At 64.2% G+C, this 20,623-nt stretch carries 19 protein-coding genes; 14 read left to right on the forward strand and 5 right to left on the reverse strand.

What is annotated here, in order from left to right:
• The 7 genes from eccCb to eccD all read left to right on the forward strand — a co-directional run bounded on the left by eccCb (position 1) and on the right by eccD (position 7,402).
• Positions 1-1,752, forward strand: coding sequence for a type VII secretion protein EccCb (eccCb, locus tag G6N57_RS06315; RefSeq protein ID WP_077739741.1), 1,752 nt, complete (start codon positions 1-3; stop codon positions 1,750-1,752).
• 180 nt (positions 1,753-1,932) lie between these two features.
• Positions 1,933-2,226, forward strand: coding sequence for a PE family protein (locus tag G6N57_RS06320; RefSeq protein ID WP_077739742.1), 294 nt, complete (start codon positions 1,933-1,935; stop codon positions 2,224-2,226).
• A 42-nt stretch (positions 2,227-2,268) separates the two neighbouring features.
• Positions 2,269-3,597, forward strand: coding sequence for a PPE family protein (locus G6N57_RS06325; protein WP_077739743.1), 1,329 nt, complete (start codon positions 2,269-2,271; stop codon positions 3,595-3,597).
• Between the two features lie 91 nt (positions 3,598-3,688).
• On the forward strand, positions 3,689-3,991 hold the full coding sequence (locus tag G6N57_RS06330; RefSeq protein WP_077739744.1) for a WXG100 family type VII secretion target: 303 nt from the start codon (positions 3,689-3,691) through the stop codon (positions 3,989-3,991).
• A 31-nt stretch (positions 3,992-4,022) separates the two neighbouring features.
• Positions 4,023-4,310, forward strand: coding sequence for a WXG100 family type VII secretion target (locus G6N57_RS06335; RefSeq protein WP_077739745.1), 288 nt, complete (start codon positions 4,023-4,025; stop codon positions 4,308-4,310).
• Positions 4,311-4,439: 129 nt separating this feature from the next.
• Complete coding sequence (locus G6N57_RS06340; protein ID WP_077739746.1) at positions 4,440-5,870, forward strand: MinD/ParA family ATP-binding protein; 1,431 nt, start codon at positions 4,440-4,442, stop codon at positions 5,868-5,870.
• Positions 5,867-7,402: a type VII secretion integral membrane protein EccD gene (eccD, locus tag G6N57_RS06345; RefSeq protein ID WP_077739747.1), complete on the forward strand. Its 1,536-nt coding sequence runs from the start codon at positions 5,867-5,869 to the stop codon at positions 7,400-7,402. Before G6N57_RS06340 ends, eccD begins: the two co-directional genes overlap by 4 nt.
• A 304-nt stretch (positions 7,403-7,706) precedes the next feature.
• Here eccD and G6N57_RS06350 read toward each other — a convergent pair whose 3' ends face one another.
• Both G6N57_RS06350 and G6N57_RS06355 read right to left on the reverse strand, forming a co-directional pair.
• Entirely contained in the window at positions 7,707-8,171 is a 465-nt protein-coding gene (locus G6N57_RS06350; RefSeq protein ID WP_077739748.1) for a hypothetical protein, read from the reverse strand.
• Positions 8,168-8,629 carry a hypothetical protein gene (locus tag G6N57_RS06355; RefSeq protein ID WP_133118372.1) on the reverse strand — a complete coding sequence of 154 codons (462 nt, stop codon included), beginning with the start codon at positions 8,627-8,629 and terminating at the stop codon, positions 8,168-8,170. The genes G6N57_RS06350 and G6N57_RS06355 overlap by 4 nt, the downstream gene beginning before the upstream one ends.
• Positions 8,630-8,795: 166 nt before the next feature.
• Here G6N57_RS06355 and G6N57_RS06360 point away from each other — a divergent pair, with 166 nt between their 5' ends.
• The 7 genes from G6N57_RS06360 (at position 8,796) to G6N57_RS06390 (ending at position 17,283) form a co-directional block, all read left to right on the forward strand.
• Complete coding sequence (locus G6N57_RS06360) at positions 8,796-9,737, forward strand: EspA/EspE family type VII secretion system effector (RefSeq protein WP_133118371.1); 942 nt, start codon at positions 8,796-8,798, stop codon at positions 9,735-9,737.
• The gene (locus G6N57_RS06365; protein ID WP_162563926.1) at positions 9,730-10,050 is read left to right on the forward strand and encodes a type VII secretion target; all 321 of its coding nucleotides are present in this window, start codon (positions 9,730-9,732) and stop codon (positions 10,048-10,050) included. Before G6N57_RS06360 ends, G6N57_RS06365 begins: the two co-directional genes overlap by 8 nt.
• 52 nt (positions 10,051-10,102) lie before the next feature.
• A complete protein-coding gene (locus G6N57_RS06370) occupies positions 10,103-10,702 on the forward strand; it encodes a hypothetical protein (protein WP_097926320.1) in 600 nt (199 codons plus the stop codon).
• A gap of 402 nt (positions 10,703-11,104) precedes the next feature.
• Entirely contained in the window at positions 11,105-12,043 is a 939-nt protein-coding gene (locus tag G6N57_RS06375; protein WP_077739751.1) for a hypothetical protein, read from the forward strand.
• A gap of 29 nt (positions 12,044-12,072) precedes the next feature.
• Entirely contained in the window at positions 12,073-13,245 is a 1,173-nt protein-coding gene (locus G6N57_RS06380) for an ESX-1 system-associated protein (RefSeq protein ID WP_077741794.1), read from the forward strand.
• Entirely contained in the window at positions 13,224-15,515 is a 2,292-nt protein-coding gene (locus G6N57_RS31965) for an EspK C-terminal domain-containing protein (protein ID WP_234815802.1), read from the forward strand. The genes G6N57_RS06380 and G6N57_RS31965 overlap by 22 nt, the downstream gene beginning before the upstream one ends.
• 250 nt (positions 15,516-15,765) lie before the next feature.
• The gene (locus tag G6N57_RS06390) at positions 15,766-17,283 is read left to right on the forward strand and encodes a PPE domain-containing protein (RefSeq protein ID WP_133118370.1); all 1,518 of its coding nucleotides are present in this window, start codon (positions 15,766-15,768) and stop codon (positions 17,281-17,283) included.
• Between the two features lie 152 nt (positions 17,284-17,435).
• On the opposite strand, the gene G6N57_RS06395 is transcribed toward G6N57_RS06390, so the two are convergent.
• The 3 genes from G6N57_RS06395 to mycP are packed head-to-tail and all read right to left on the reverse strand — an operon-like array spanning position 17,436 to position 20,564.
• Positions 17,436-17,774 (reverse strand): YbaB/EbfC family nucleoid-associated protein, encoded by a 339-nt coding sequence (locus G6N57_RS06395; protein WP_077739752.1) that lies wholly within the window; start codon positions 17,772-17,774, stop codon positions 17,436-17,438.
• A 46-nt stretch (positions 17,775-17,820) separates the two neighbouring features.
• Entirely contained in the window at positions 17,821-19,218 is a 1,398-nt protein-coding gene (gene eccE, locus G6N57_RS06400) for a type VII secretion protein EccE (RefSeq protein ID WP_077739753.1), read from the reverse strand.
• Positions 19,215-20,564 (reverse strand): type VII secretion-associated serine protease mycosin, encoded by a 1,350-nt coding sequence (gene mycP / locus G6N57_RS06405; protein ID WP_077739754.1) that lies wholly within the window; start codon positions 20,562-20,564, stop codon positions 19,215-19,217. The genes eccE and mycP overlap by 4 nt, the downstream gene beginning before the upstream one ends.
• Between the last annotated feature and the right edge of the window lie 59 nt (positions 20,565-20,623).

A 20,623-nucleotide genomic window follows, 5' to 3' on the forward strand; every position in this document is an offset into this window, starting at 1 on the left:
ATGAGTACAGACGCCGAACCCAGGGTGTTGCGCGAGGTCGTCCTCGAGCAGTTGGGCACCGGTGAGAGCCGTGCCTACAAGATGTGGCTGCCGCCGCTGACCGATCCGACACCGGTCAACGAGCTCGTCGAGCGTGACTACCAGCGGGCGCCGTTGCGCTTCGCGCTGGGCATCATGGACGAGCCGCGTCGCCACCGGCAGGACATCTGGGGCGTCGACGTCTCGGCGGCCGGCGGCAACATCGCGATCGGCGGTGCACCGCAGACCGGGAAGTCGACGTTCCTGCAGACCCTGATGCTGTCGGCCGCGGCCACCCACTCGCCGCGGGAGGTGCAGTTCTACTGCATCGATCTCGGTGGTGGTGGCTTGATGTACATGGAGGATCTGCCGCACGTGGGTGGCGTGGCGACCCGTGCCGAGCCGGACCGGGTGAACCGCGTGGTGGCCGAGGTCAAAGCGGTGCTGAGGGCCCGTGAGCAGGTGTTCAAGCAGTACCGCGTCGGCTCGATCTCGGCCTACCGCGAGATGCGGAATGATCCGAACAACCCGGCCGCGCAGGACCCGTTCGGCGATGTCTTCCTGGTGATCGACGGCTGGCCGGCCTTCGTCGCCGAGTTCCCCGACCTGGAACCGGCCGTTCAGGATCTCGCCGGCCAGGGTCTGGCGTACGGCGTGCACGTCATCATCTCCACGCCGCGCTGGACCGAGCTCAAGTCACGTGTGCGTGACTACCTGGGCACCAAGATCGAATTCCGGCTCGGTGACGTGAACGAGACCCAGATCGACCGGATCACCCGGGACATCCCGGCCAACCGTCCGGGCCGGGCCGTTTCCCTCGAGAAGCACCACCTGATGATCGGGGTGCCCCGGTTGGACGGCGTCCACAGCGCCGCCAACATCGTCGACGCGATCACGGCGGGCGTGCAGGAGGTGGCCGCGCGCCACACCGACCAGGCACCGCAGGTGCGCGTGCTGCCGGACCGGATCTACCTGCATCAGCTCGACCCGAATCCGCCGGGACCCGATTCCGATTACCGGACGCGTTGGCAGGTGCCGCTGGGCGTGCGCGAGTCCGACCTCACGGTGGCCTACAACCAGATGAACCTGACGCCGCATCTGCTGATCTTCGGTGCCCCGAAGTCGGGCAAGACGACCATCGCGCATGCGGTGGCCAAGGCGATCTGCAGTCGCAACAGCCCCGACCAGGTCCGGTTCATGCTGGCCGACTACCGGTCGGGCCTGCTCGACGCGGTGCCCGAGACGCATCTGCTGGCCGCCGGCGCGATCAACCGCAACAGCGCGTCGTTGGAAGAGGCGATCAAGGCCCTGGCGACCAACTTGAAGAAGCGGTTGCCGCCGCCGGACCTGACCACCGCGCAGCTGCGCGCGCGGTCATGGTGGAGTGGGCCGGACATCGTGCTGCTGGTCGATGACTGGCACATGATCACCGCCGCTGCCGGCATGATGTCGCCGATGGCACCGCTGGGTCCGCTGCTTCCGGCAGCGGCCGACATCGGCCTGCACATCATCGTGGCGTGCCAGATGAGCCTGGCACACCGGGCGACCATGGATAAGTTCGTCGGCGCCGCCTACGGTGCCGGTTCGCCGACGCTGTTCCTCTCGGGTGAGAAGAACGACTTCCCGTCGCGAGAGATCATCGTCAAGAAAAGGCCTCCTGGCCAGGCATTTATGGTCGGGCCGGACGGCAAGGAAGTCATCCAGGCCTCCTACGTGGACCCTCCCGCGGAATAAGTGTTCTCAGCACCCCAGAACGGCAGTTAGTATTTATCCAACGCACTCAGCAACGCTGGCGGCGGCCCGCCAGCAAAGGGATCGGGGGACAGATTCCTTGGCGGCTTGGCAAACTCCATGCCAAGCCGGTCTTGAGTGCTTGTCCCTGGTTATTTGCAATCGAAACAGGGGAGCAAGCAAATGCAACCGATGATGCACAACCCGGGTGCCGAAGGTGTTGCGGCACAGGTGATCGCAAACGCGGCCCGCGGTTTGGCCGGCGGCACCACCGCTGCTGCAGCCGTCACCGCGCTGGTTCCGGCCGGCGCCGACGAGGTCTCTGCATTGGCCGCCATGGCCTTCGCCAGCGAGGGCGTCGAGGCTCTTGCGGCGAACTCTTTCGCCCAGGAGGAGCTCACCCGGGCAGGCGCGGCGTACCAGGAGATCGCCGGCATCTACAACGCGGTCGACGCGGCTCAGGCCACCACGCTCTAGCAAACCGCAGGCAAATTCGTCTTCAGATAGGGTCATCGAGTCATGGTTGCGGTACCGCCCGTTCCACCGACCTGGTTCGCGCTGCCTCCCGAGGTCAACACCGCCCGCTTGATGGTCGGTGCCGGTCCGGCACCGATGCTCCAGGCGGCAACGGGTTGGGAGGGTCTCGCGATCCTGCTGGAGACCCAGGCTGACGAACTTGCCGGGGCACTGAGCAACCTGACCGCGGTGTGGAGCGGCGGGGCGAGTGAACGTGCTGTCTCCGCGGCCATGCCGATGATCATCTGGCTGCGGACGATGGCGCTGCAGGCGCAGAAGCGCGCATTGCAGGCCAGCGCTCAGGCGAGTTCGTACACCCTGGCTCTGACGACCACTCCGCCCATTCCGGAGATCGAGCAGAACCACATCACTCACGGAGTCCTGGAAGCCACCAACTTCCTCGGCATCAACACGATGCCGATCGGGCTCAATGAGATCGACTACTTCGTCCGGATGTGGAACCAGGCGGCCGGGGCGATGGAGGCGTACCACGCCGAAACCACCGTCAACCTGCTGTTCGAGCCGATCGTGCCGATGACGCCGATCGTCCTCCCCGGGGTCGGTGAGACGACCGTGGCGGCAGCGCTCGCGTCGACGGCTCCGCGGACGGCAATGGGTGCGGCCCGCAACATGACGATCGAAGGGCTCAGCGCCCTGTCCACGCTCTCATCGGTCAAATTGGCCACGGGCAATGCCGCCGCGCAGGCCAACCATGCCGAGCAGCGGGCGGTCGGGGCGGCCAGCAAGGGCGACAACGCGGGTCAGCAGGAAAAGGACCCGAACGAGAAGAACCCGATGCAGCAAGGCATGCAGATGGCCATGCAGATGGGGCAGCAGGCCGGGCAGCTCGCGGGACAGATCCCGCAGATGCTCCAGTCCCAGATGCAGACCTTCACGCAGCCACTGCAGCAGGTGACGCAGATGGTCAGCCAGTTCTCCAGCATGGGTGGCAGTCAGTCGGGCATGCAGTCCGGACTGATGGGGGCGATGCCGTTCTCGAACCATCCGCTGGCCGGTGGCACCGGCCCGAGTTCGGGAGCGGGCCTGGTGCGCGCGGCATCGCTGCCTGGCGCGCTCGGATCTCCGCCGCGCACGGCGCTGCTGTCCAGCATGTTGGGCATCAGCGGAGAGGCCAAGCCGGCCGCGGCCGCCTCGGCCATGGGTCCCGCGGGCCCGATGGCACCGGTGGGTAGCGGCGCCGGAGGGGGCGGTGGTGCACCGGTGCACGCCGCCAAGAACAAGGAAGAACAGAGCGGCGGCACGAAGGACGGATTGATCGCGCCGACCGCCCTGACATACGACCAAACAGAAGACGCCGACGACGACTGGTAGGCGTCCACGACAAGAACTTTCCGGCCACCCGGCCGGAGGACTCGCCAATATCTATCTGGTGAGGACAAAGGAAAAATAAGGGGAATCCAACATGGCACAGATGAATACAGATGCCGCCGTCCTCGCCAAGGAGGCTGCTAATTTCGAGCGCATCTCGGGTGAGCTCAAGAGCGTCATCGCTCAGGTTGAGTCGACCGGTGGCACCTTGGCCACGCAGATGCAGGGTCAGGCCGGCCAGGCCGCTCAGGCGGCGCTGCTCCGGTTCCACGAGGCTGCTGACAAGCAGATCCAGGAGCTGAACGAGATCTCGACCAACATCCACACCTCGGGTACTCAGTACACGAGCACCGACGACGATCAGGCCGGCAACCTGGCCTCGTCGATGAACATCTGACCTAACTGACCTCGAGAACGGAGACAAAGACATGACGGAACAGGTTTGGAATTTCGCCGGTATCGAAGGCGGAGCCAGCGAGATCCAGGGCGCGGTCAGCACCACTGCCGGTCTGCTGGACGAGGGCAAGGGCTCGCTTGCCTCGCTTGCCTCGGCGTGGGGCGGCTCGGGTTCGGAGGCCTACCAGGCCGTTCAGACCCGCTGGGACAGCACCGCCAACGAGCTGAACTCGGCTCTGCAGAATCTCGCCCAGACGATCAGCGAGGCGGGGCAGACCATGTCCCAGACCGAGGCCGGCGTCACGGGAATGTTTGCCTGACACTGCTCGGCAGCAAGCATGCATTGGTGGGCGGGTACTCGGTACATCTAGTGATGGCCGAACCCGCCCACCACTTGTGCTTGGGTGTAAAGATCTAACCATCTGTATTTGACTATCTGAGGGGTCCCCATGTCGGCCGACTATGACCGGCTCTTCCACTCGTCTGAACCGGGCAAGCCGGTCGACGACGCCACTGCCATCGTGGACAGAGATGCCATTCTGAAGGCCGCCGCGGCCGCGCCGCCGCCACCGCCGGTTCCGGTCGGGGAGACAAGTTCCACGGACGTACCCGTGGCCCCCACGGGAGCAACCCAGACTCAGGCCGCCCCGCAGCCCCGGCACGCGGAGACCGCACCGCAGATGCCGGCGCCGATGCCGCAGCCGCCGGCCACCGCCCCGCAGTGGCCGCAGAACTCGATGCTCCGCTCGCCGCAGCAGCAGCAGTTCGGCCAGGGTGCACGTCACGAGCAGGCCCGTACCCTGCCCGGCCCGGCCCCGCGTGTTGCGCCCGGCCCGGCGCCGTCGCAGTTCGCCGATCTCGATCCCGAGGTCAGCGGCCAGTGGCGGGCAGGCCAGGCGATCCCCACTCCCGCTGCACCCGGCCCCACGTCGGCCGCCTCGATGGGCAACCACCGCGCGATCGACGCGCTGTCCCACGTCGGGGTGAAGACCGGTGTGAAGATGCCGTCCCAGCGGGGATGGCGGCACTGGCTGTACCTCACCACACGGATCAACCTGGGCCTGTCGCCCGACGAGGTCTACGAACTCGAACTGCACGGCCGCATTCGGCGCAATGCCCGTGACTCCTACCAGATCGGCGTATTCGGTCTGAAGGGCGGCGTCGGCAAGACCGCCGTCACCGTCGCGCTCGGCTCGGCGATGGCCAAGGTTCGCGGTGACCGCATCCTGGCGATCGACGCCGACCCGGACGGCGGCAACTTGGCCGACCGCGCCGGACGGCAGTCCGCGGCGACCATCTCCGACCTGCTTGCCGACCAGGAACTGTCGCGTTACAACGATATTCGCGCCTACACGAGCATGAACGGGTCCAACCTCGAGGTGCTGTCCTCCGAGGATTACAGCGGTGCGCAGCGCGAGTTCGACGACGAGGACTGGAAGGGCGCCACCGCAGTGGTGTCGCGCTACTACAACCTCGTGCTCGCCGATTGCGGCGCCGGCCTGTTCCAGAAGGCTTCTCGCGGTGTGCTTTCCACCGTGTCCGGCATGGTGATCGTGGCGAGTGCATCGATCGACGGGGCCCGGCAGGCCGCCATCACGATGGACTGGCTGCGCCAGAACGGATATCAAGATCTGCTCGGCCGGTCCTGTGTCGTCATCAACCACGTCACGCCGGGCAAGCCCAACGTCGACATCGAGGACCTGGTACAGCAGTTCGAGCGCCACGTGCCCCCGGGCCGGGTCATCGTGCTGCCGTGGGACAAGCACATCGCCGCGGGCACCGAGATCCAGCTCGACCTGCTCAGCGACACTTTCCAGCGCCGCATCACCGAGCTGGCTGCCGCCCTGTCCGACGATTTCGACAGGCTTGAACGGCGTTGACCGCGACCGCAGCCGCCGCCGGCCCGACTAGCGGCGCGACGCCCAGCAGGCCGTCCACCACCCGGGTCACCATCTTGACCGGCAAGCGGATGACCGATCTGGTGTTGCCCGCCGCCGCGCCCATCGAGACCTACATCGACGAAACCGTCAGTGTGCTGGGCGAATTGCTCGAGGACACACCGAAGGACACCCTCGCGGGCTTCGACTTCTCCGAGCAGGGGATGTGGGCGTTTGCCCGCCCGGGTGCGCCGCCGTTGAAGGCCGATGAATCCCTCGACGATGCCGGCGTGGTCGACGGTTCGCTGTTGACGCTCGTCTCGGTCAGCCGCACCGAGCGGTACCGCCCGCTGGTCGAGGACGTGATCGACGCGATCGCCGTGCTGGACGAATCACCGATTTTCGACCGGACCGCGCTGAACCGCTTTGTCGGCGTGGCCATCCCGGTGGTGGCCACGGCCATCACCGTGATGTCGCTGGTGTCCTCGAGTGGCGCCGGCCAGGGCTGGTGGTGGGCGATTGCGCTCGGGCTGTTCGGCCTTGGTCTGCTCGGCGGCAGCTTCGCAGCCCAGAGCCGGTACGAGAACCTCGAGCTGGCAGAGAGCCTGCTGCTGGCCGCGACGATCGTGTTGGGCGGCGCCGCGGCACTGGCCGTGCCGTTGCCGTACGACGCGGATTCCCTTGGCGCACCACAGGCTGCCGGTGCCGGTGCAGTGGTGCTGTTGTTGACGTTGGCGACCCGCGGTGGGCCGCGTCGTCGTGCTGACGTGGCCTCATTCGTCGCCATCTTGGCGATCGCGATCACCGGAGCGGCGATCACGATCGGGTACGGCGGGGCTACTTGGGTGCCGGCCGGCGCCATCGCATTCGGACTGATCGTGGTGACCAACGCGGCCAAACTCACTGTCGCTGTTGCCCGTATCGCCCTGCCGCCGATCCCGGCGCCGGGTGAGTCGGTGTCCAACGACGAGCTGCTCGACCCGGTGATCACACCGGACGAGGTCGACGAGGCCTCGCCCACGTGGAAGGCGATCATCGCTTCGGTGCCGGAATCGGCTGCCCGACTGCAGGAACGCAGCTTGCTCACCCGCCAGCTGCTGATCGGCTTCCTGTCGGCCGGCTCGCTGGTGCTGGCGGTCGGCGCCATCGCGGTTGTGGTGCAAGGACACTTCTTCGTGCACAGCATGATCGTGGCCGCACTGGTCGCCGTGATCTGTGGCTTCCGCTCGCGGCTCTATGCCGAGCGGTGGTGCTCCTGGTCCTTGCTCGCGGCGGCCATCGCCGTGCCGACCGGCGTGATGGTGCGCCTGTGCCTGTGGAATCCGAGCAGCGCCTGGTTGGTGCTGGCGATCTACACAGCCCTGGGTCTGGTCGCCGTCATCGCCGTCGGTGCCACCGACGGCGTGCGCCGGGTGTCGCCGGTGACCAAGCGGATCCTCGAGCTGACCGACGGCGCAGCCATCGCAGCGGTGATCCCGCTGCTGCTGTGGATCGCCGGCGTGTACGACCTGCTGCGAAACCTGCGGTTGCACTGAGGTTTACGATTCGGTGGGCGAGGCTGGCCTCGCCAGTTAGAACGGCGTAGTTTGAGGTCGGGGTGCGCATGAGCCTGTGCGCCCCGACCAGACACGCAGTCATACTGTCGTTGACTACCAGCTGAAGCTTTCCGTGTAGGTGGCACTCCGCTGGTGAAGGTGGATGGGTACACCGTCGGGGCGGTATCGCACATGAGGCGGACGGTCAGCAGAAATTGCTCAGGAGCAATGACCCCATCGGGACTGAACTGACCGGTGTTGCTGTGTCCGTGACGACCCGGATTACCGCTGTTGGCTGAGGAATTCAGCCGCCATACGGCGGCGCTTGCGGACCCCTGCCTTGCGAGACCGCGTGGCTCATCGCTTGGAGCACAGCGCCACGCTTGGCCCGAAAACTGGCTCCCTCGCGGACGACGCGCTGATTGCGCTTGTCGGCATCGTCGGCCTGCACCACCGGACCACCGTCTTTGCGATCATACTGTGGCGGTATCAGGCCCATGCTTCCGAGGATCTGCTCGCACCTGGACGCTTCAGCAGCCAACTCATCGTACGGCGCCACCCAAACCCGCTCACCCGGCCACCGGGCCCAGAACGCTGACGACGATGTGTAGAGACGGGCCCTTTTCTGGTACTCCGCCTTCTTCGTATACCACGCGGCCACAAATAATATGACCGCCAATGTGATACCGATGCCTCCCCAAATGGTCACCACGTCGGGGATCGTCGCCGCAAACCGGGACCGCAGGTCGAACTCGCCAGCCAATATCATTCGGAAAACCTCCCGACTGCGCCTTGGCGCTCTCGATCGGTGGCGGAATTTAGCGCCACCACTACGGCGTTCACCCAATGATGTAATGCAGAGATATCGCTTGATGGCTCGTCGCTACCGCGTGGAGCGTCCGTCGCATTGTCCGAGTCTTCGAGCACAAGAATCAAGGCCCAACACCGCTGCGCTTCCTTGCTCAATTCGGCAGAAGGCGCGTATGCCAACTGTTCCTGCGGCCAACGCGTACGGAACTCGGCCGATTGCTTCTCCAATCGCCGGCGATACGCTTTCGGGCGGTTGGTAAAGCACCACCACCAAAGGAACCATCCAACCAATCCAATTAATGCGGCGGTGATCGCTACGGCGCAGATGAGGACGATCAGATTGGACAAGGCTTCTTCCGGACTGTCCGGCCAACTACGTCCGGACAATGGTTCCATCGCCCCACCTAAAGCCAGCATTCCGGCAGTCTACTGGGCCTTACACTCCCGGGCGCAGGTGATGGCCCGGCAATGATTGACCATGGCGTCTGAGCACCTCCAGGCACTCGCTAACCACTCAAATTTGCGCGCCGACGGTGCCGGACGCCCTGTTAGGCTTACGCAGTCAAGCGGAAAGTGGGGATCAATGGGCCTGGCATACCTAGAGAATGTAAAGTCCTTCGCTGAATTCGGCTTCGCCGTCAAAGGTACTTACGAACACCTCGACGCCCTAGGCGCGGACAAGCCAGGGGAAGTGGCTCTAGCCAAGGCGGGTCTTGCGGCGGACGGTATAGGTGCAGCCCAAATGATCGGCGATTTCGGCATTGGTAAATTGGGGCCTAAATACGTCGATAAACTCGGGGATAATTTCAAAGTATTCGGTGAATCAACTCCCGGATTGAAATCCGCCTACAATCCGAACGCACGCCAAATGAAGGGTCTGGGCACACCCATCATCGGCGCGGCCCTTCTCGCCATTAATGGGATGCAGTTGATGTGCGGCGTCGGCGATCCGGAGACCGGCGACCGGTTCGCGAAGGGCGCCAACGGTTTCTCCGAAATCTCGGATACTTTGAAGCAGGCAACGCCTACGGACCAGTGGTACGGGACCGGGTCGGATGCTTACACCGCCGATAATGAGCAGCAACAGCAACGTGCAGCGGCGATGAGCAAAATCGATGCCGAAGTGAAGGGCATCGTCGCTAACGAAGCGGAACAGATAAAGAACACACGTACGGTTCTCGACATCACTGCGACGTCACTGACCTACATGATCCCAATCGCGATTGTTATCGGGAAGATTCCGCCGACAGGCCCTGCGAACCAGATGGCATTCGAACTCGGTGCAGTCGCGGGAACGATGCCCGTCGCGTTAGGGGCATGCGCAACAATGGAATCGCTGACCCTGGCGAACGCCCAGAAGTTCGCGCGAGCAGCTAGCGCCTACCGAGAGGTCGCTGCCGGAGCCAAGTCCAAGGGGGCGCCGCCGGCAGTCATGTCACCGCCAGGCGGAAACACGACGTCAAAGCCGTGGTCTCCATCCGATGGCACCGCGACAGGTACCGGGGAGGGATCGATCAATGTCTGACGGCACGCTGGGGGTCACGTCCTCCCATGTTCGCCAACTATCCGACGGCCAGAGCACGGCCATGACGTCTATTCAATCGAACGCCAAAGTCACTGACGGCGTGGCCGCATCGATGTTCGTGAACCACGGTCCGATCTGCTTAGCGAGCATCACAGCCCTGGGGATGGCGAACGACGCCCGCGCTGCGGCATGCGCTGCAATGGCATCCGTGTCGCAGGATATGGCGAAGAAGCTCGACGTCACTGCGTCGCAGTACGACCAGACGGATGCTGAAGCCGCAGCCAAGATCGACAAGGAGATGCATCCGCGGTGAGGCTGACCGACCGAGTGACAGTCGGCGGGCCGCGATGGGATATGACTGACACATGACGCCCCACGGTTCCGATGGTTGGGACGATGACGACGCCAACGACAGCGGCCTCGACGCGCTTGACTTCGACACACCGGTGTTCGACGACGATGTGTCAGGACTAGACGGCCTGCCGGACTATGCGGTGGACGCCGCCGCCGACGGCACGTCGCACGACAGCGGCCTCGACGCAGTCCACGACTACCCCGACCAAGAAGTCGAGGAGGCCGAGGATGACGGCTTCGGTGCCTTCGACGCAGAGGCGGAACCCGAAGACGAAGAGCAGATCCCGGTGGTCCAAGCCATCAACCCGCCAAGCACGGTGGCCGTTGCGGCCTACCTCAGTGGTTCCGTCGCCCGAGTGGACCTGGACCCGAAGGTGACTACCCTGACCGAGGCTCAACTTGCCGACGAGATCCGTTTTGTGGCCGGTGTGGCCGCCAAACGCGCGACGGCTTTAGTGCACGTCAGGGTGGTCAATATGCTCGTCGAGCAGGGCATGGACTTCCGTGACGCCCGCGACTTCGTGGCAACGAACATGCCATACGCGACCCCGGAACAGGCTGGCGAGGCTGAACTCGCGCTGATGGCACGCCATTCCGACCAGGCGCAGTGACGACCGGCGACTCGGTCCCACCGCACCTGTAGATGGGTGGTGAATCCCGCACCCGCAGACTTCCGCTGATCCATCGCCTGCGCGCGCAGGGCAGGCCGTTTCGACAGAACTGCCGCAAACGTACGAGCTGGCGGTGACGGAGTATTGGATCTGCAAGGTGGGCTGCGTACAGACACGAAGCCAGCGGGAGACGGTCTGCGGGCGGGGAACTTTGTGCATTCGGGGTGCTGGGTGCTCGGGTAGCATTTTGCTGAACTACTGGTAGAGGGGACTGCCGATGGCTGCTGTGGGACGGGTATGCCCGCCACGCGGCGCCCGGGGTGTGTATGGGCAGGGCGTTCCACATCGGGATCCGGTTGGGATGCCCTCCGTCGCGGGTTGGGCAGAGGGGTAGGGATCGGTATGCAGGGATATTCTGCCGGCGGTCAGACCGAGCTGCGGGTGAACACCGCTGAGCTCCGGTCCGGGGGCAAGGGCCTCGAAGATGCGGCCAATAGCATCCCGCCACCACCGGAGCAGTTCAACTCGGGCGGCACGGACGACCTCTCAAAGGCGCTCATTCGCCTGACACAGGAGAAGGAAGCGGCCTTGATCGAGGGCCTGCCCAAGATCAAGAAGGATTCGTTGAAGACCGCCCAAGATATCGGCGTGGCGGCTGACCGGTACGAAACAACCGATCAGGAGATTGCAGACAGCATCACCAAGCGGGTCGCGGACTTCGATGCACTCTTCCATCCGGAGAAGACGGGCGGGGGCGGTACGCCTGGATCGGGCGGACAGTTTGGGCAATTGGTATCCGGCAGTGGCAGTGGCAGTGGCAGTGGCAGTGGCGGATCGTCAGCGGCTTCTCCTGGATCTCCCGGAAGTTCTACTGAGGGAGCGCCATCGGCATCCAGTGGCGCATCGGCTGCAGGGGAAGCCGGCTCATTGTCGGGCCAGGATCCATTGCAGATGCTGCAGCAAATGGGTCAGCCGATGATGCAAATGCCGATGCAGATGATGCAGCAGGCCGGCCAACTGCCACAGGGCATCATGCAAGCGGCGCAAAGTGGCGTCCAACAGATTTCACAGATGGCAGGTGAAGCCGGCAAGAACGGCGACGCTCAGAAAGCCGATAGGGCGGAGTCCGAGGGCAAGGATCAGCAGGAACCCGAGAAGAAGCCTTCCACCGCTCCGGTTCCTGGTGCAGGCGGCGGCGGTTCGACCGCTGAGCGTGCCCCGGTGGCTGGGCCGTCGAGCGGTGGAGCATCGGAGAACGCGCCAGCTGGACCGAAACATGAAGCTGCACCGGTGAATCCGGCACCTCGCAAGGCGCCGACCGATTCGTCGATTTTGTTGTGACCGTAGTTCGTTGATGTGAAGGTGTGTCGATGAGTTTGCCTCCTCCGCCAGGTTCGTATGGTTCTGTGCCGCCGAACGGTGGTGGCGGACCGTCGTGGGGCGGGCAGCCGCAACAACCGGGCCAGCCGTATGGCGCGCCGTATCAGGGCCAGCCTGGTGGGCAGTGGGGCCCGCCGCAACAGTGGGCTGGCGGCCCGCCGCCGAACAAGGGGGGCAAGGGTAAATGGATCCTGATCGGACTAGCCTTGGTTGCCGTTATTGCGGTGAGCATCGTCGGCACCGTCCTTGTGCTGCGACCGGACTCCAGTGGCGGTAACGGTTCCACCCCGTCAGCGCAGAACGGGAATTCAGAGTTTGCTAGTGCGAATGACACTGGGCCGGTGACAATTATCACCGATGATGAGACCTGTGATGCTTGGGGAAAAATTGCTCGAGGATTTGCAGATGAGCTCAAGAATGCCGGATGGGGTGACCGTAACGTAGCGACGCCTGCCAGTTCGTGGACATCTGACGAACGTACGATGTACGACAATGTTGGCAAGATAATGACAAAATCTGCCGATCAGGCAAAGAATTTGGTACAACGCACGCCGCATAGGGTAATGCGAGAGCTCTACCAGCAATTCATTGCATATAATGAGGCGTTCGTTGCCAAAATTCCGAACTACACGCAGAACAACAATGGAATGGCGCTAGTTATAAACGCGCTAACCAATGCCACGGCGAACGTTTGCTCGGCAATTGCCTACAGAAGTGCACAGCCTATAGCCCCTCTGGTGGGTGTGCCGGATCCGCCAAGTACGACGCCTCAATCACCCAGTACTGGTGATGTGCGCGTTTTCCTTGAGGAAACGAACCCTGCGTGCAAAAAATGGGCTGAGGTGGTCGACAACTTTTCAAACGAAACTGCTGACTGGAGAGCAATCGACCCCAATATTCCTGCGACACAGTGGTCTACCGAAGACAAGTTAATCAATGACCGAGTCGGTCCTCTTATGCTGCAAAATGCTGACACGATCGAGCAACTCGGCAGGGATAGTGGAAACCCCGTATTCGAGGACTTTGCGACATTGTCGGCTCAGTATCGTCGCGGGTATGTGATGGCGTTGCCGACTTATACGCAGGTGGATAATTTCCTAGCTGAAGCCGCCTCGCAACTAGTTGGTACAGTCCATTGGGCATGCAAGGCAACAATGCAATGATGGCCAAAAGCAGCGATGGCGGCGATCCGACAAATTATGCGAAGCGTATGACAGATAAGGGCGCTTGGCCGGAGACACACGAATCTGAATTTCAGAATTTGGAAGTTCGCCTTAATGGAACATTATCGGTCTTGCGAGGAGCCAGTTCATCTTGGAATCGCAGTAAGAATGCGATCTTTGATACGCCAGATAGCTGGAAAGGCAAGGCAAGCAGCGGTGCGAATGAAAAGGTCGAAGATCACAGTTCTGCGCTAAGCGGCCTCGAGACGCAACTAAGCGGCATCATCGAATGGTGTAAAAATGCGGCTGCACACATAACCGAAACTAAAGGAACGATCAGATCGAACGTAAACGCGGGAATCGATGAAATTAATAAGCTTATCGAGGCCGCAAATTCTGAGAAGGATCCAGAAAAGCGATCTGATATAACAGATAAAATCGAAGAAGTTGTTAAACGGAAGTTCGGCGAAAACACGCAGACCGTAAGTGACAGGGCGAAAACATTCCTCGCTGGCGGGGAAAAGGGGCCACTTTCGCCACAGCTAAATGGCGACGATGGTGGTGCGCATACCGCCAGCGGTTCCAAAGGCGAGCCAGCGGACGCAAAGTCGGTGCAGTTCGCCTTTGGCAAGGCAGACGCAGCCGACGCGCCTGGTGTGGGGCAGTTTATTGACGGGCCGACACCGGAGGTAGCTCCAAACCTGTTTCAACCCCATTTAAGCGATAAGCCGGACGCGTTGCTTCCGGAACAAGTGGCACCAGCACCCAATGCTGTGCCAGAAGATATTCCGGCAAAGTCCGCTGATGGCAAAGCGGCGGCGCTGCCGGAACCTGCGCCTCAGCCGCCATTGTCCCCCCGCGGGCAGCAGCCAGTAGCCCCGCCAAAGGCGGGTTTACCGGCGGGAACACCGCCGACGCCTAGTCCGTCCCCGGGGATGGGTGTCCCTAGCGTTGGCGGTGGTTCCGGTGGAGGCGCCTCGGGTGCCGGTGGAGGCGCACCGAGCAGTCCGCTAAGCAGCCTGGGCTCGTCCGGAGCGAGCGGCGCGGAACAAGCTGGCGGCCCGGCGCAGGCAGCCGCTCAGGCAGCAGCCGGTCGTGCACCGACTGATCCGTTGCAGGCTTTCTCGAAGGGTTTCGCTGACTCGGCGGGTACGCCTGTGCACGCTGCTTCTTCTGGAGGCGCACCCCCGCCGCTGGCTCCGTCGCCTGCGGTTCCGGCCAGCGATGCGATGACACCAGCCAGCACGGGGTCCGGGCCGCTGACGCAAACAGGTGCACAAGCACCTGCTGCCCCGGTGCAGACACCGGCGTCGGGCGGCCCGATGGGCGGCATGGGCGGCGGCATGGGCGGTATGCCCCTGGGCCCGCCACCAACGGCGCCTCCCGCTGCACCGGTAGCACCGCCGGCGGCAGCACCGCCCCCTGCGGTTACCCCGCCCGCGAATATCGCCGGCGGCGCTCAAGTTGCGCCGATTCCGGTCTCAGCCGCTCGTGCTGAGCGCGATGCGGCGCAGGCCGCGGCGAAGCGGAGTTCGGATCCGCTCGTAGTGGCGCGCCGGATCGCCGCGGCGCTCAACGCGCCCGACATGCTCAATGTCGAGGACTTCGACTTTTACTGGATCACTGCGTTGACCGCCCAAGGACAGATTGTGGTGGCCAATAACTACGGGTTGGCCTACCTGCCCGCGCAGGTGCGGTTGCCTGAGCATGTGAAGTTGGTCAGTGCCGATGAGTCGATCCCGGCCAGCGAGCGCGCCTCGTTTGCGATCCACCCGATGGTGGCTGTTCAGCGTTGGGCCCAGCATCATGACACGACGCTGCGGGCCGTGATCGGCCGCGAAGAGCACTTCGCGAACTCCGACGCGGGTGCCCACAAGGTTGTGCTGACACCGGAAGACATCCCGGCGAAGGGCCAGATGGCGGGCCGGGACCGTTTGCAGATCATCGCCCCGCAGATCGCGATGCGGTTGGCAGGGTTCGGCGACGCCGACCTGATCAACATTCTGCCGCCGGCATCGGCCGACACCAGCCCACCCGAAGACCGTCGGACGGCGTTGTGGGAAGCGGTCTGGGAGCCGCTGTGCAGCAGCGCGTCCAACCGCGGGCAGGTGCACTTGCAGGCGTTCTTGGCGTATGCAATCCACGCTCAAGAGTTGGCTGTGTACGAGGCACACGCCGCCACGGACGGACCCGATCAACGCCGAGCCGTTACCGATTTCATTTACTGGCAGCACGTGGGTCAGCTGATCGCCGACGGACTCGATGCCTAGGACGGTCGGCTCGGGTCCGATGAGACGCGGCTGGCGAGGCATCCGGGCAGCAAAAGAAGTGAACGTCGTCATGGCCGTCTGCCCATATGATTATCGCCAGAAATGGATGCTGCGGGTCGCCCGGACGGCGGTGCCGCTCGGCCGAAATCTTGGTTTCGTCACTGGTGCCCGCGATCGTATGTCGGCGGCATCGACATAGGGAGGATGAATAGCAGTGGCAGGAGGGGTGGTCGGGTGGTCGTCCGACGACATGAAACAGACGGCCGAGAAAATTACGGCGAATCCGGCGTCAGCATCACCAATATCCGAACCGGGGGCACCGGACTCGTTGGAAATCACGGCCGCCGCGTTAAACCAACTCAAGGCGTCTTCCAGCAGATTGGAATTGACTTTCGCGGCTGCTGACACCGAAGCGGGGCGTATGGCGTCAGCCCTACGTGCCGGTGCCGATGCTTTCGACAAGGTTGTCAGCCAGTCGAAGGAAGAGTTCGACAAGCAGATGCATAGCGACGGCGCCCGGCCTTCGAACAAGGTCGAGACGGTGGTGCCAAGCGGGGTAATGGACCCCGCACCGGCCACCGTGAATGTCCCTTACCCTGCCTCAGCAGAAACGGGCGGCTTCGCTAATTGGCGAGAGACTGCGAAAAAGATCCACAACGGCGACGGTACGTCGTCGCTTAAGGACTTTAGTAGCGCGTGGGCCCGCTGCCACAGCTGGCTCGGCACCCATCACGTGAACGATTTCAATGCGCCGAACGGTGACGGCACCGCAGCCGATGCGTATACGAACGCGATGAACCTCCTGCGTAGCTGGTGGCACGACATGATCCCGGAGTGCGGGCGGATGGTCCAACAAGCGGAAAATTTCATCTCCGCGCACAGGGATCTTGTCAGTGAGCACCCCACACTGGATGATGTCGCAACCTACGAGAAAATGGATCCGGGCGGCCTCGTTAGTATCATCGTCGACCTCTCACCGGTTGCAAGCCTGGGCAAAGGCGCGCTGAATAAGTATTTTCAGGAGCGGTCGGAGGCGGCGCTGAAGAAATATGCAGATCGCGTCGCTTTCAAGGAAATTAGGCCCGGCATGCCGCCGTCAATCCGCGGGTTGCCGTCGACAAATCCCGGCAATCAACCACCAGGTGTCAATCCACCAGGTACTAACCCACCAGGTACCAGTCCGCCGCCAAGCGGCACTACCCCCGAGATTCCGGAGATACCGTCGGTGGATACGCCGTCGATGTCGCCCGCCAGCGCTGATCCATCCGCCGGACAGGGGTCGGGCGGTTCTCCCAGCGGTGGCGGCGCTCCAAGCGGCGGCGCCCCGTCCGGTGGCGGCGCCCCCTCAGGCGGTATGCCGAGCGGTGGTCTGCCCAAGGGAACCGAAGGCATGCCGGAGGTGCCTGGTCTCGGCGAGCCCAGCCTCAAGCCGGCCAGCGCCGGCGGGGGTGGCGGTGGCATGGGTGGCGGTGGCGGCGGTATGCCCGCCGGTCCGCTTGGCCCCGCTGTCGGAGCGGACTCGGTGGCGGCTTCACCTGCGGCTGCCCGTGGCGGCGGTGCGCCCGCAGGTGCACCCGGCGGAGCCGGTGCCGGCGGTATGGGCGGCGGTATGGGTGGTATGGGCGGCGGCCACGGTCAGGGCCAGGGCAAGGAGAAGCGCCGCAACCCGAACCTCTCGGAGGACGAGGACCTTTACGTCGAGGACCGCGCCTACACCGAGGCGGTCATCGGTCGCCGTGCGCGCAAGGATGCCAAGGACGGCAAGTAGTCAAACGTCAGTAGACAGCGGCTCGCCGACGACACGCAATGTTTCGTCGGCGAGTTTCGTTGTGCACTAGTCGATTTCCACAAGACTCGGATCCACACAAATCAGCCCGCCTCGCCACGGCGAGACGGGCTGAACCAAGATGCCGGGCGACCTCAGCCGGGCTGTTGGTCGTCCGCGGTCAATTCCGCAACCATCGCATCGAGTCGTTCGCGGTCGGCTTCGATGGATGCCGTCGCAGCGGCCGTTGCCTTCTGGATCGCTTCGTTCAGCCGCTGCTCGACAGCCTGGGCGCCCAGTCGCAGCAGCCCGTCCTTGATGTACACGTCGATCAGATGGTGATGCCCGTTGAGCGTGACCTCAACGCTCCTGGCTTCATCTGCGGCCGTGAACGTTTCACTGTTCATCTTGTGCAACTGATCGTCCATCAGCGACTGCAGCTGTTGGGCTTGGCGCAAGACCGCAGCAACCTGCGGATGCATCTCGTCTGTCATCGTTCCTCCCGACCCTTCTGGGACCCCTCTCCCAGGAAGCTTGATGTCACTGCTCAAGCGCCATCTGGTAGCGGCTCTCTTCACGCGGATTGATCAACGTGATCGGCAGCTGACGGTGCCGTGGTGTGTCAATGAAGTTGGGTCGCAGGATCACTCGGCCAACGCCCTGATGCGGGCCCAGGTAGGTCGTGGCGTTCGGCCACGCGACGCGTGGGACTCGCCCGACGCGCCCGTTGATCATCGTCGCGAACTCGCGGAACTGCGGGCTGAGCGTCACCACCGCACCGGAGGCCGCCGAGCGGATGACGAACTGGGTGAACAACCGGGCGTCGCCGAGGTTGATGCTGACGTCGACGTTGTCGAACGGCATGTACACCGGGTAGCGGTCCGATGTCTCACCGACCAGCACCCCGGCCGAGCCGATCGGCAGGTCGTAGTGCTTGTCGGTGACGGGCGTGAGACCCTGCAGAGCGGCGCGCTGCCCGCCGTACAGGCAGGAAAACCCGCGCGGTGTCGTCGGATTCGACAGCGTCGTCAACAACACCGTCGACGTCGGCGCTGCACCGGGACGGATCCGCACGCACGTCGTGGTGTGATCGGCACGCGCCGACCACCAGACGTCCGGACCGCCGGGCGCGTTGTAGGCCGCGGTGAAGGTACTGCGGCCCTTGATGACCGACCAGGTTTCCTTCTCGAAACTGATCTCGGTCGCCTTGTCGTAATCGTCGAAACTGCGTGAGCACCGCGCGTCGATTCCGTTGCTGGCCAACTGATCCGCGATGCGGGTGGCCGATGCCACCAGGTACCGGGCCAGCCCGGACACCCCGCTGTCGCGGCGCTGGGCCGAGCGTCGGGTCTTCTCCGGATCGGCGCGCAGCACGATCCAGGTGCGCCGGTTTGCCGGCGCCGGGTACGGGCCCACCACCTGTTCGTAGAGCGCCACCAGGCTGGCCGGAGCGGTCTTGCCGACGCGATAGCCGGCGGACACCACATCGGCCTCGAGATCGGGGCAGTGTGCCCGCAGCAGCTTCTCGACCAGCTTGGTGCTGACGGTGTCATCGGAGACAGCGTCGCCGTTGACGATCACGGTGGGGGTGAAAGGCCTTGGCATCAACTCGATCACCGCAACCAGGTAGTCACCCTGCCAACGTACGGCGACGTGGTCTCCCGGCATGACCGTGGCGCCGACCGCGGGCTCCGACGGCACATCGGGGGTGCTGCGGTGGCGCCGCCGCCAGGAGAAGACCGCCCGGACCCAGCCGGTCAGCCGGTAGCCGCGAATGGTGAGTACCGAGAAGAGCGCGATCAGCGCCGACAGCGTGATGCCCAGCCACAGCAGCTTGAAGTGCATGCACACCGCGATGCACGCCGGGATCAGCGTGGCCGCCCAGATGGCGTGCCCCGTGGTGAAGCGGAAGCCGAAATTCCGGCGCAGGAAGTTCACTGGCGCCGCCGCAACGCGCGTCGGGTCATCGCCGCGATCCCGAGGATCAGCGCCAGCGCCGCTCCGGCGACCACCACGCCGGTGATCGGGCCGCGGTCTGGCGGCGGGATGTACACCGGCGGCGGAACTTCCTTGACCCGGAAGGGCGCCTTGGCCGGGCCCTCGGGGACCTCCCACGTGAGTGCGGCCACGGGATCGACCACGCCGGCACCGACATAGTTGTCGACGCCGCCGCCGGGATGCCGTGCGGTGGAAGTGATCCGGTTGATGACCTGAGCCGGGGTCAGATCCGGGTACCGCTGCCTGACGAGCGCGGCCAGGCCGGAGACGAAGGCCGCCGAGAACGACGTGCCGTTGAGCGGCACCGGGCCGTCCTCGCCTGGCGTGGCATTGATCGGCTGGCCCTCGTAGCCCAGCGCGGTCAGGTTCTCGCCGGGAGCGGCCGCGCCCAACCAAGGACCCGACATCGAGAAGTTGCTCGGCTGGCCGTTCTGGCCGACGCTGCCGACGGTGAGGACCAGCGGGTCGTACCAGGCCGGGCTGACGATGGTCTGCACGCCCTTCCAGCCGCGCGCATCGGCGGGGATCGACGGATCCGGGGCCGGGTTCTGGGTGCAGTCCTGGCCGGTGTTGCCGGCAGCGACGATGATCACCGCACCCTTGACGTTCACCGCGTAGTTGATGGCCGCGCCCAGGCTGGCCTCGTCGATCCGGCGGGTCACCTTGTAGCAGGCGGCCTCGCTGATGTTGATCACCTGCGCACCGAGGTTGGCCGCGTGGACCACAGACCGGGCCAGGCTGCGGATCGAGCCGGCGGTCTGGGTGGAGTTCGGGTCGTTGGGATCCTGGCGCGAACCCTTGGGCTGGAATGCCACTGACGTCTGACGCAGCGAAATCAGTCGTGCATCGGGCGCTACACCGACGAATCCGTCAGTGGGGGATGGGCGGCCGGCGATGATCGACGCGGTCAGGGTCCCGTGGGCGTCACAGTCGGACATCCCGTTGCCTCCGGCGTCGACGAAGTCACCGCCTGGTTCGGCCGGAACCCTAGGCGAACCGTTGACCCCGGTGTCGATCACCGCGACAGTTACGCCGGCGCCGGTTGCGAACTTCTGCGCCTCGGCCAGCTTCAGGTAGTCGGCCGCCCACGGCTTGTCGGCGAAGTTCGAGTTCGGCATGACCGTGGGTGCCGCGCAGATCTTGCGCTGCTCCATCGGCTGGTCGGGGCCGGTTTCATCAGGTGGAACGGCGGCGGCGTCGATCGCAGGTGGATCGATCGCGAACGCCGGAGGCGCACTGAATAACGCCAACAAAACTGCCAGCAGCATCACGGCTAAGCGCTGCACGCTTCACACTCCCCCAATGACATCGGACACGTTTGCAGTGTGCTGATGCACTTTCAGCA

The organism is Mycolicibacterium boenickei (genome assembly GCF_010731295.1).
GTDB classification, from domain to species: domain Bacteria; phylum Actinomycetota; class Actinomycetes; order Mycobacteriales; family Mycobacteriaceae; genus Mycobacterium; species Mycobacterium boenickei.

Bases quoted from the DNA above. Each gene is read 5' to 3' on its own strand.
- G6N57_RS06380 (WP_077741794.1), top strand. From the start codon at position 12,073: ATGAGTTTGCCTCCTCCGCCAGGTTCGTATGGTTCTGTGCCGCCGAAC.
- G6N57_RS31965 (WP_234815802.1), top strand. From the start codon at position 13,224: ATGCAAGGCAACAATGCAATGATGGCCAAAAGCAGCGATGGCGGCGAT.
- G6N57_RS06360 (WP_133118371.1), top strand. From the start codon at position 8,796: ATGGGCCTGGCATACCTAGAGAATGTAAAGTCCTTCGCTGAATTCGGC.
- G6N57_RS06320 (WP_077739742.1), top strand. From the start codon at position 1,933: ATGCAACCGATGATGCACAACCCGGGTGCCGAAGGTGTTGCGGCACAG.
- eccCb (WP_077739741.1), top strand. From the start codon at position 1: ATGAGTACAGACGCCGAACCCAGGGTGTTGCGCGAGGTCGTCCTCGAG.
- G6N57_RS06355 (WP_133118372.1), bottom strand. From the start codon at position 8,629: ATGCTGGCTTTAGGTGGGGCGATGGAACCATTGTCCGGACGTAGTTGG.
- G6N57_RS06375 (WP_077739751.1), top strand. From the start codon at position 11,105: ATGCAGGGATATTCTGCCGGCGGTCAGACCGAGCTGCGGGTGAACACC.
- G6N57_RS06335 (WP_077739745.1), top strand. From the start codon at position 4,023: ATGACGGAACAGGTTTGGAATTTCGCCGGTATCGAAGGCGGAGCCAGC.
- G6N57_RS06350 (WP_077739748.1), bottom strand. From the start codon at position 8,171: ATGATATTGGCTGGCGAGTTCGACCTGCGGTCCCGGTTTGCGGCGACG.
- G6N57_RS06390 (WP_133118370.1), top strand. From the start codon at position 15,766: ATGAAACAGACGGCCGAGAAAATTACGGCGAATCCGGCGTCAGCATCA.
- G6N57_RS06340 (WP_077739746.1), top strand. From the start codon at position 4,440: ATGTCGGCCGACTATGACCGGCTCTTCCACTCGTCTGAACCGGGCAAG.
- G6N57_RS06325 (WP_077739743.1), top strand. From the start codon at position 2,269: ATGGTTGCGGTACCGCCCGTTCCACCGACCTGGTTCGCGCTGCCTCCC.
- G6N57_RS06395 (WP_077739752.1), bottom strand. From the start codon at position 17,774: ATGACAGACGAGATGCATCCGCAGGTTGCTGCGGTCTTGCGCCAAGCC.
- G6N57_RS06365 (WP_162563926.1), top strand. From the start codon at position 9,730: ATGTCTGACGGCACGCTGGGGGTCACGTCCTCCCATGTTCGCCAACTA.
- G6N57_RS06330 (WP_077739744.1), top strand. From the start codon at position 3,689: ATGGCACAGATGAATACAGATGCCGCCGTCCTCGCCAAGGAGGCTGCT.
- G6N57_RS06370 (WP_097926320.1), top strand. From the start codon at position 10,103: ATGACGCCCCACGGTTCCGATGGTTGGGACGATGACGACGCCAACGAC.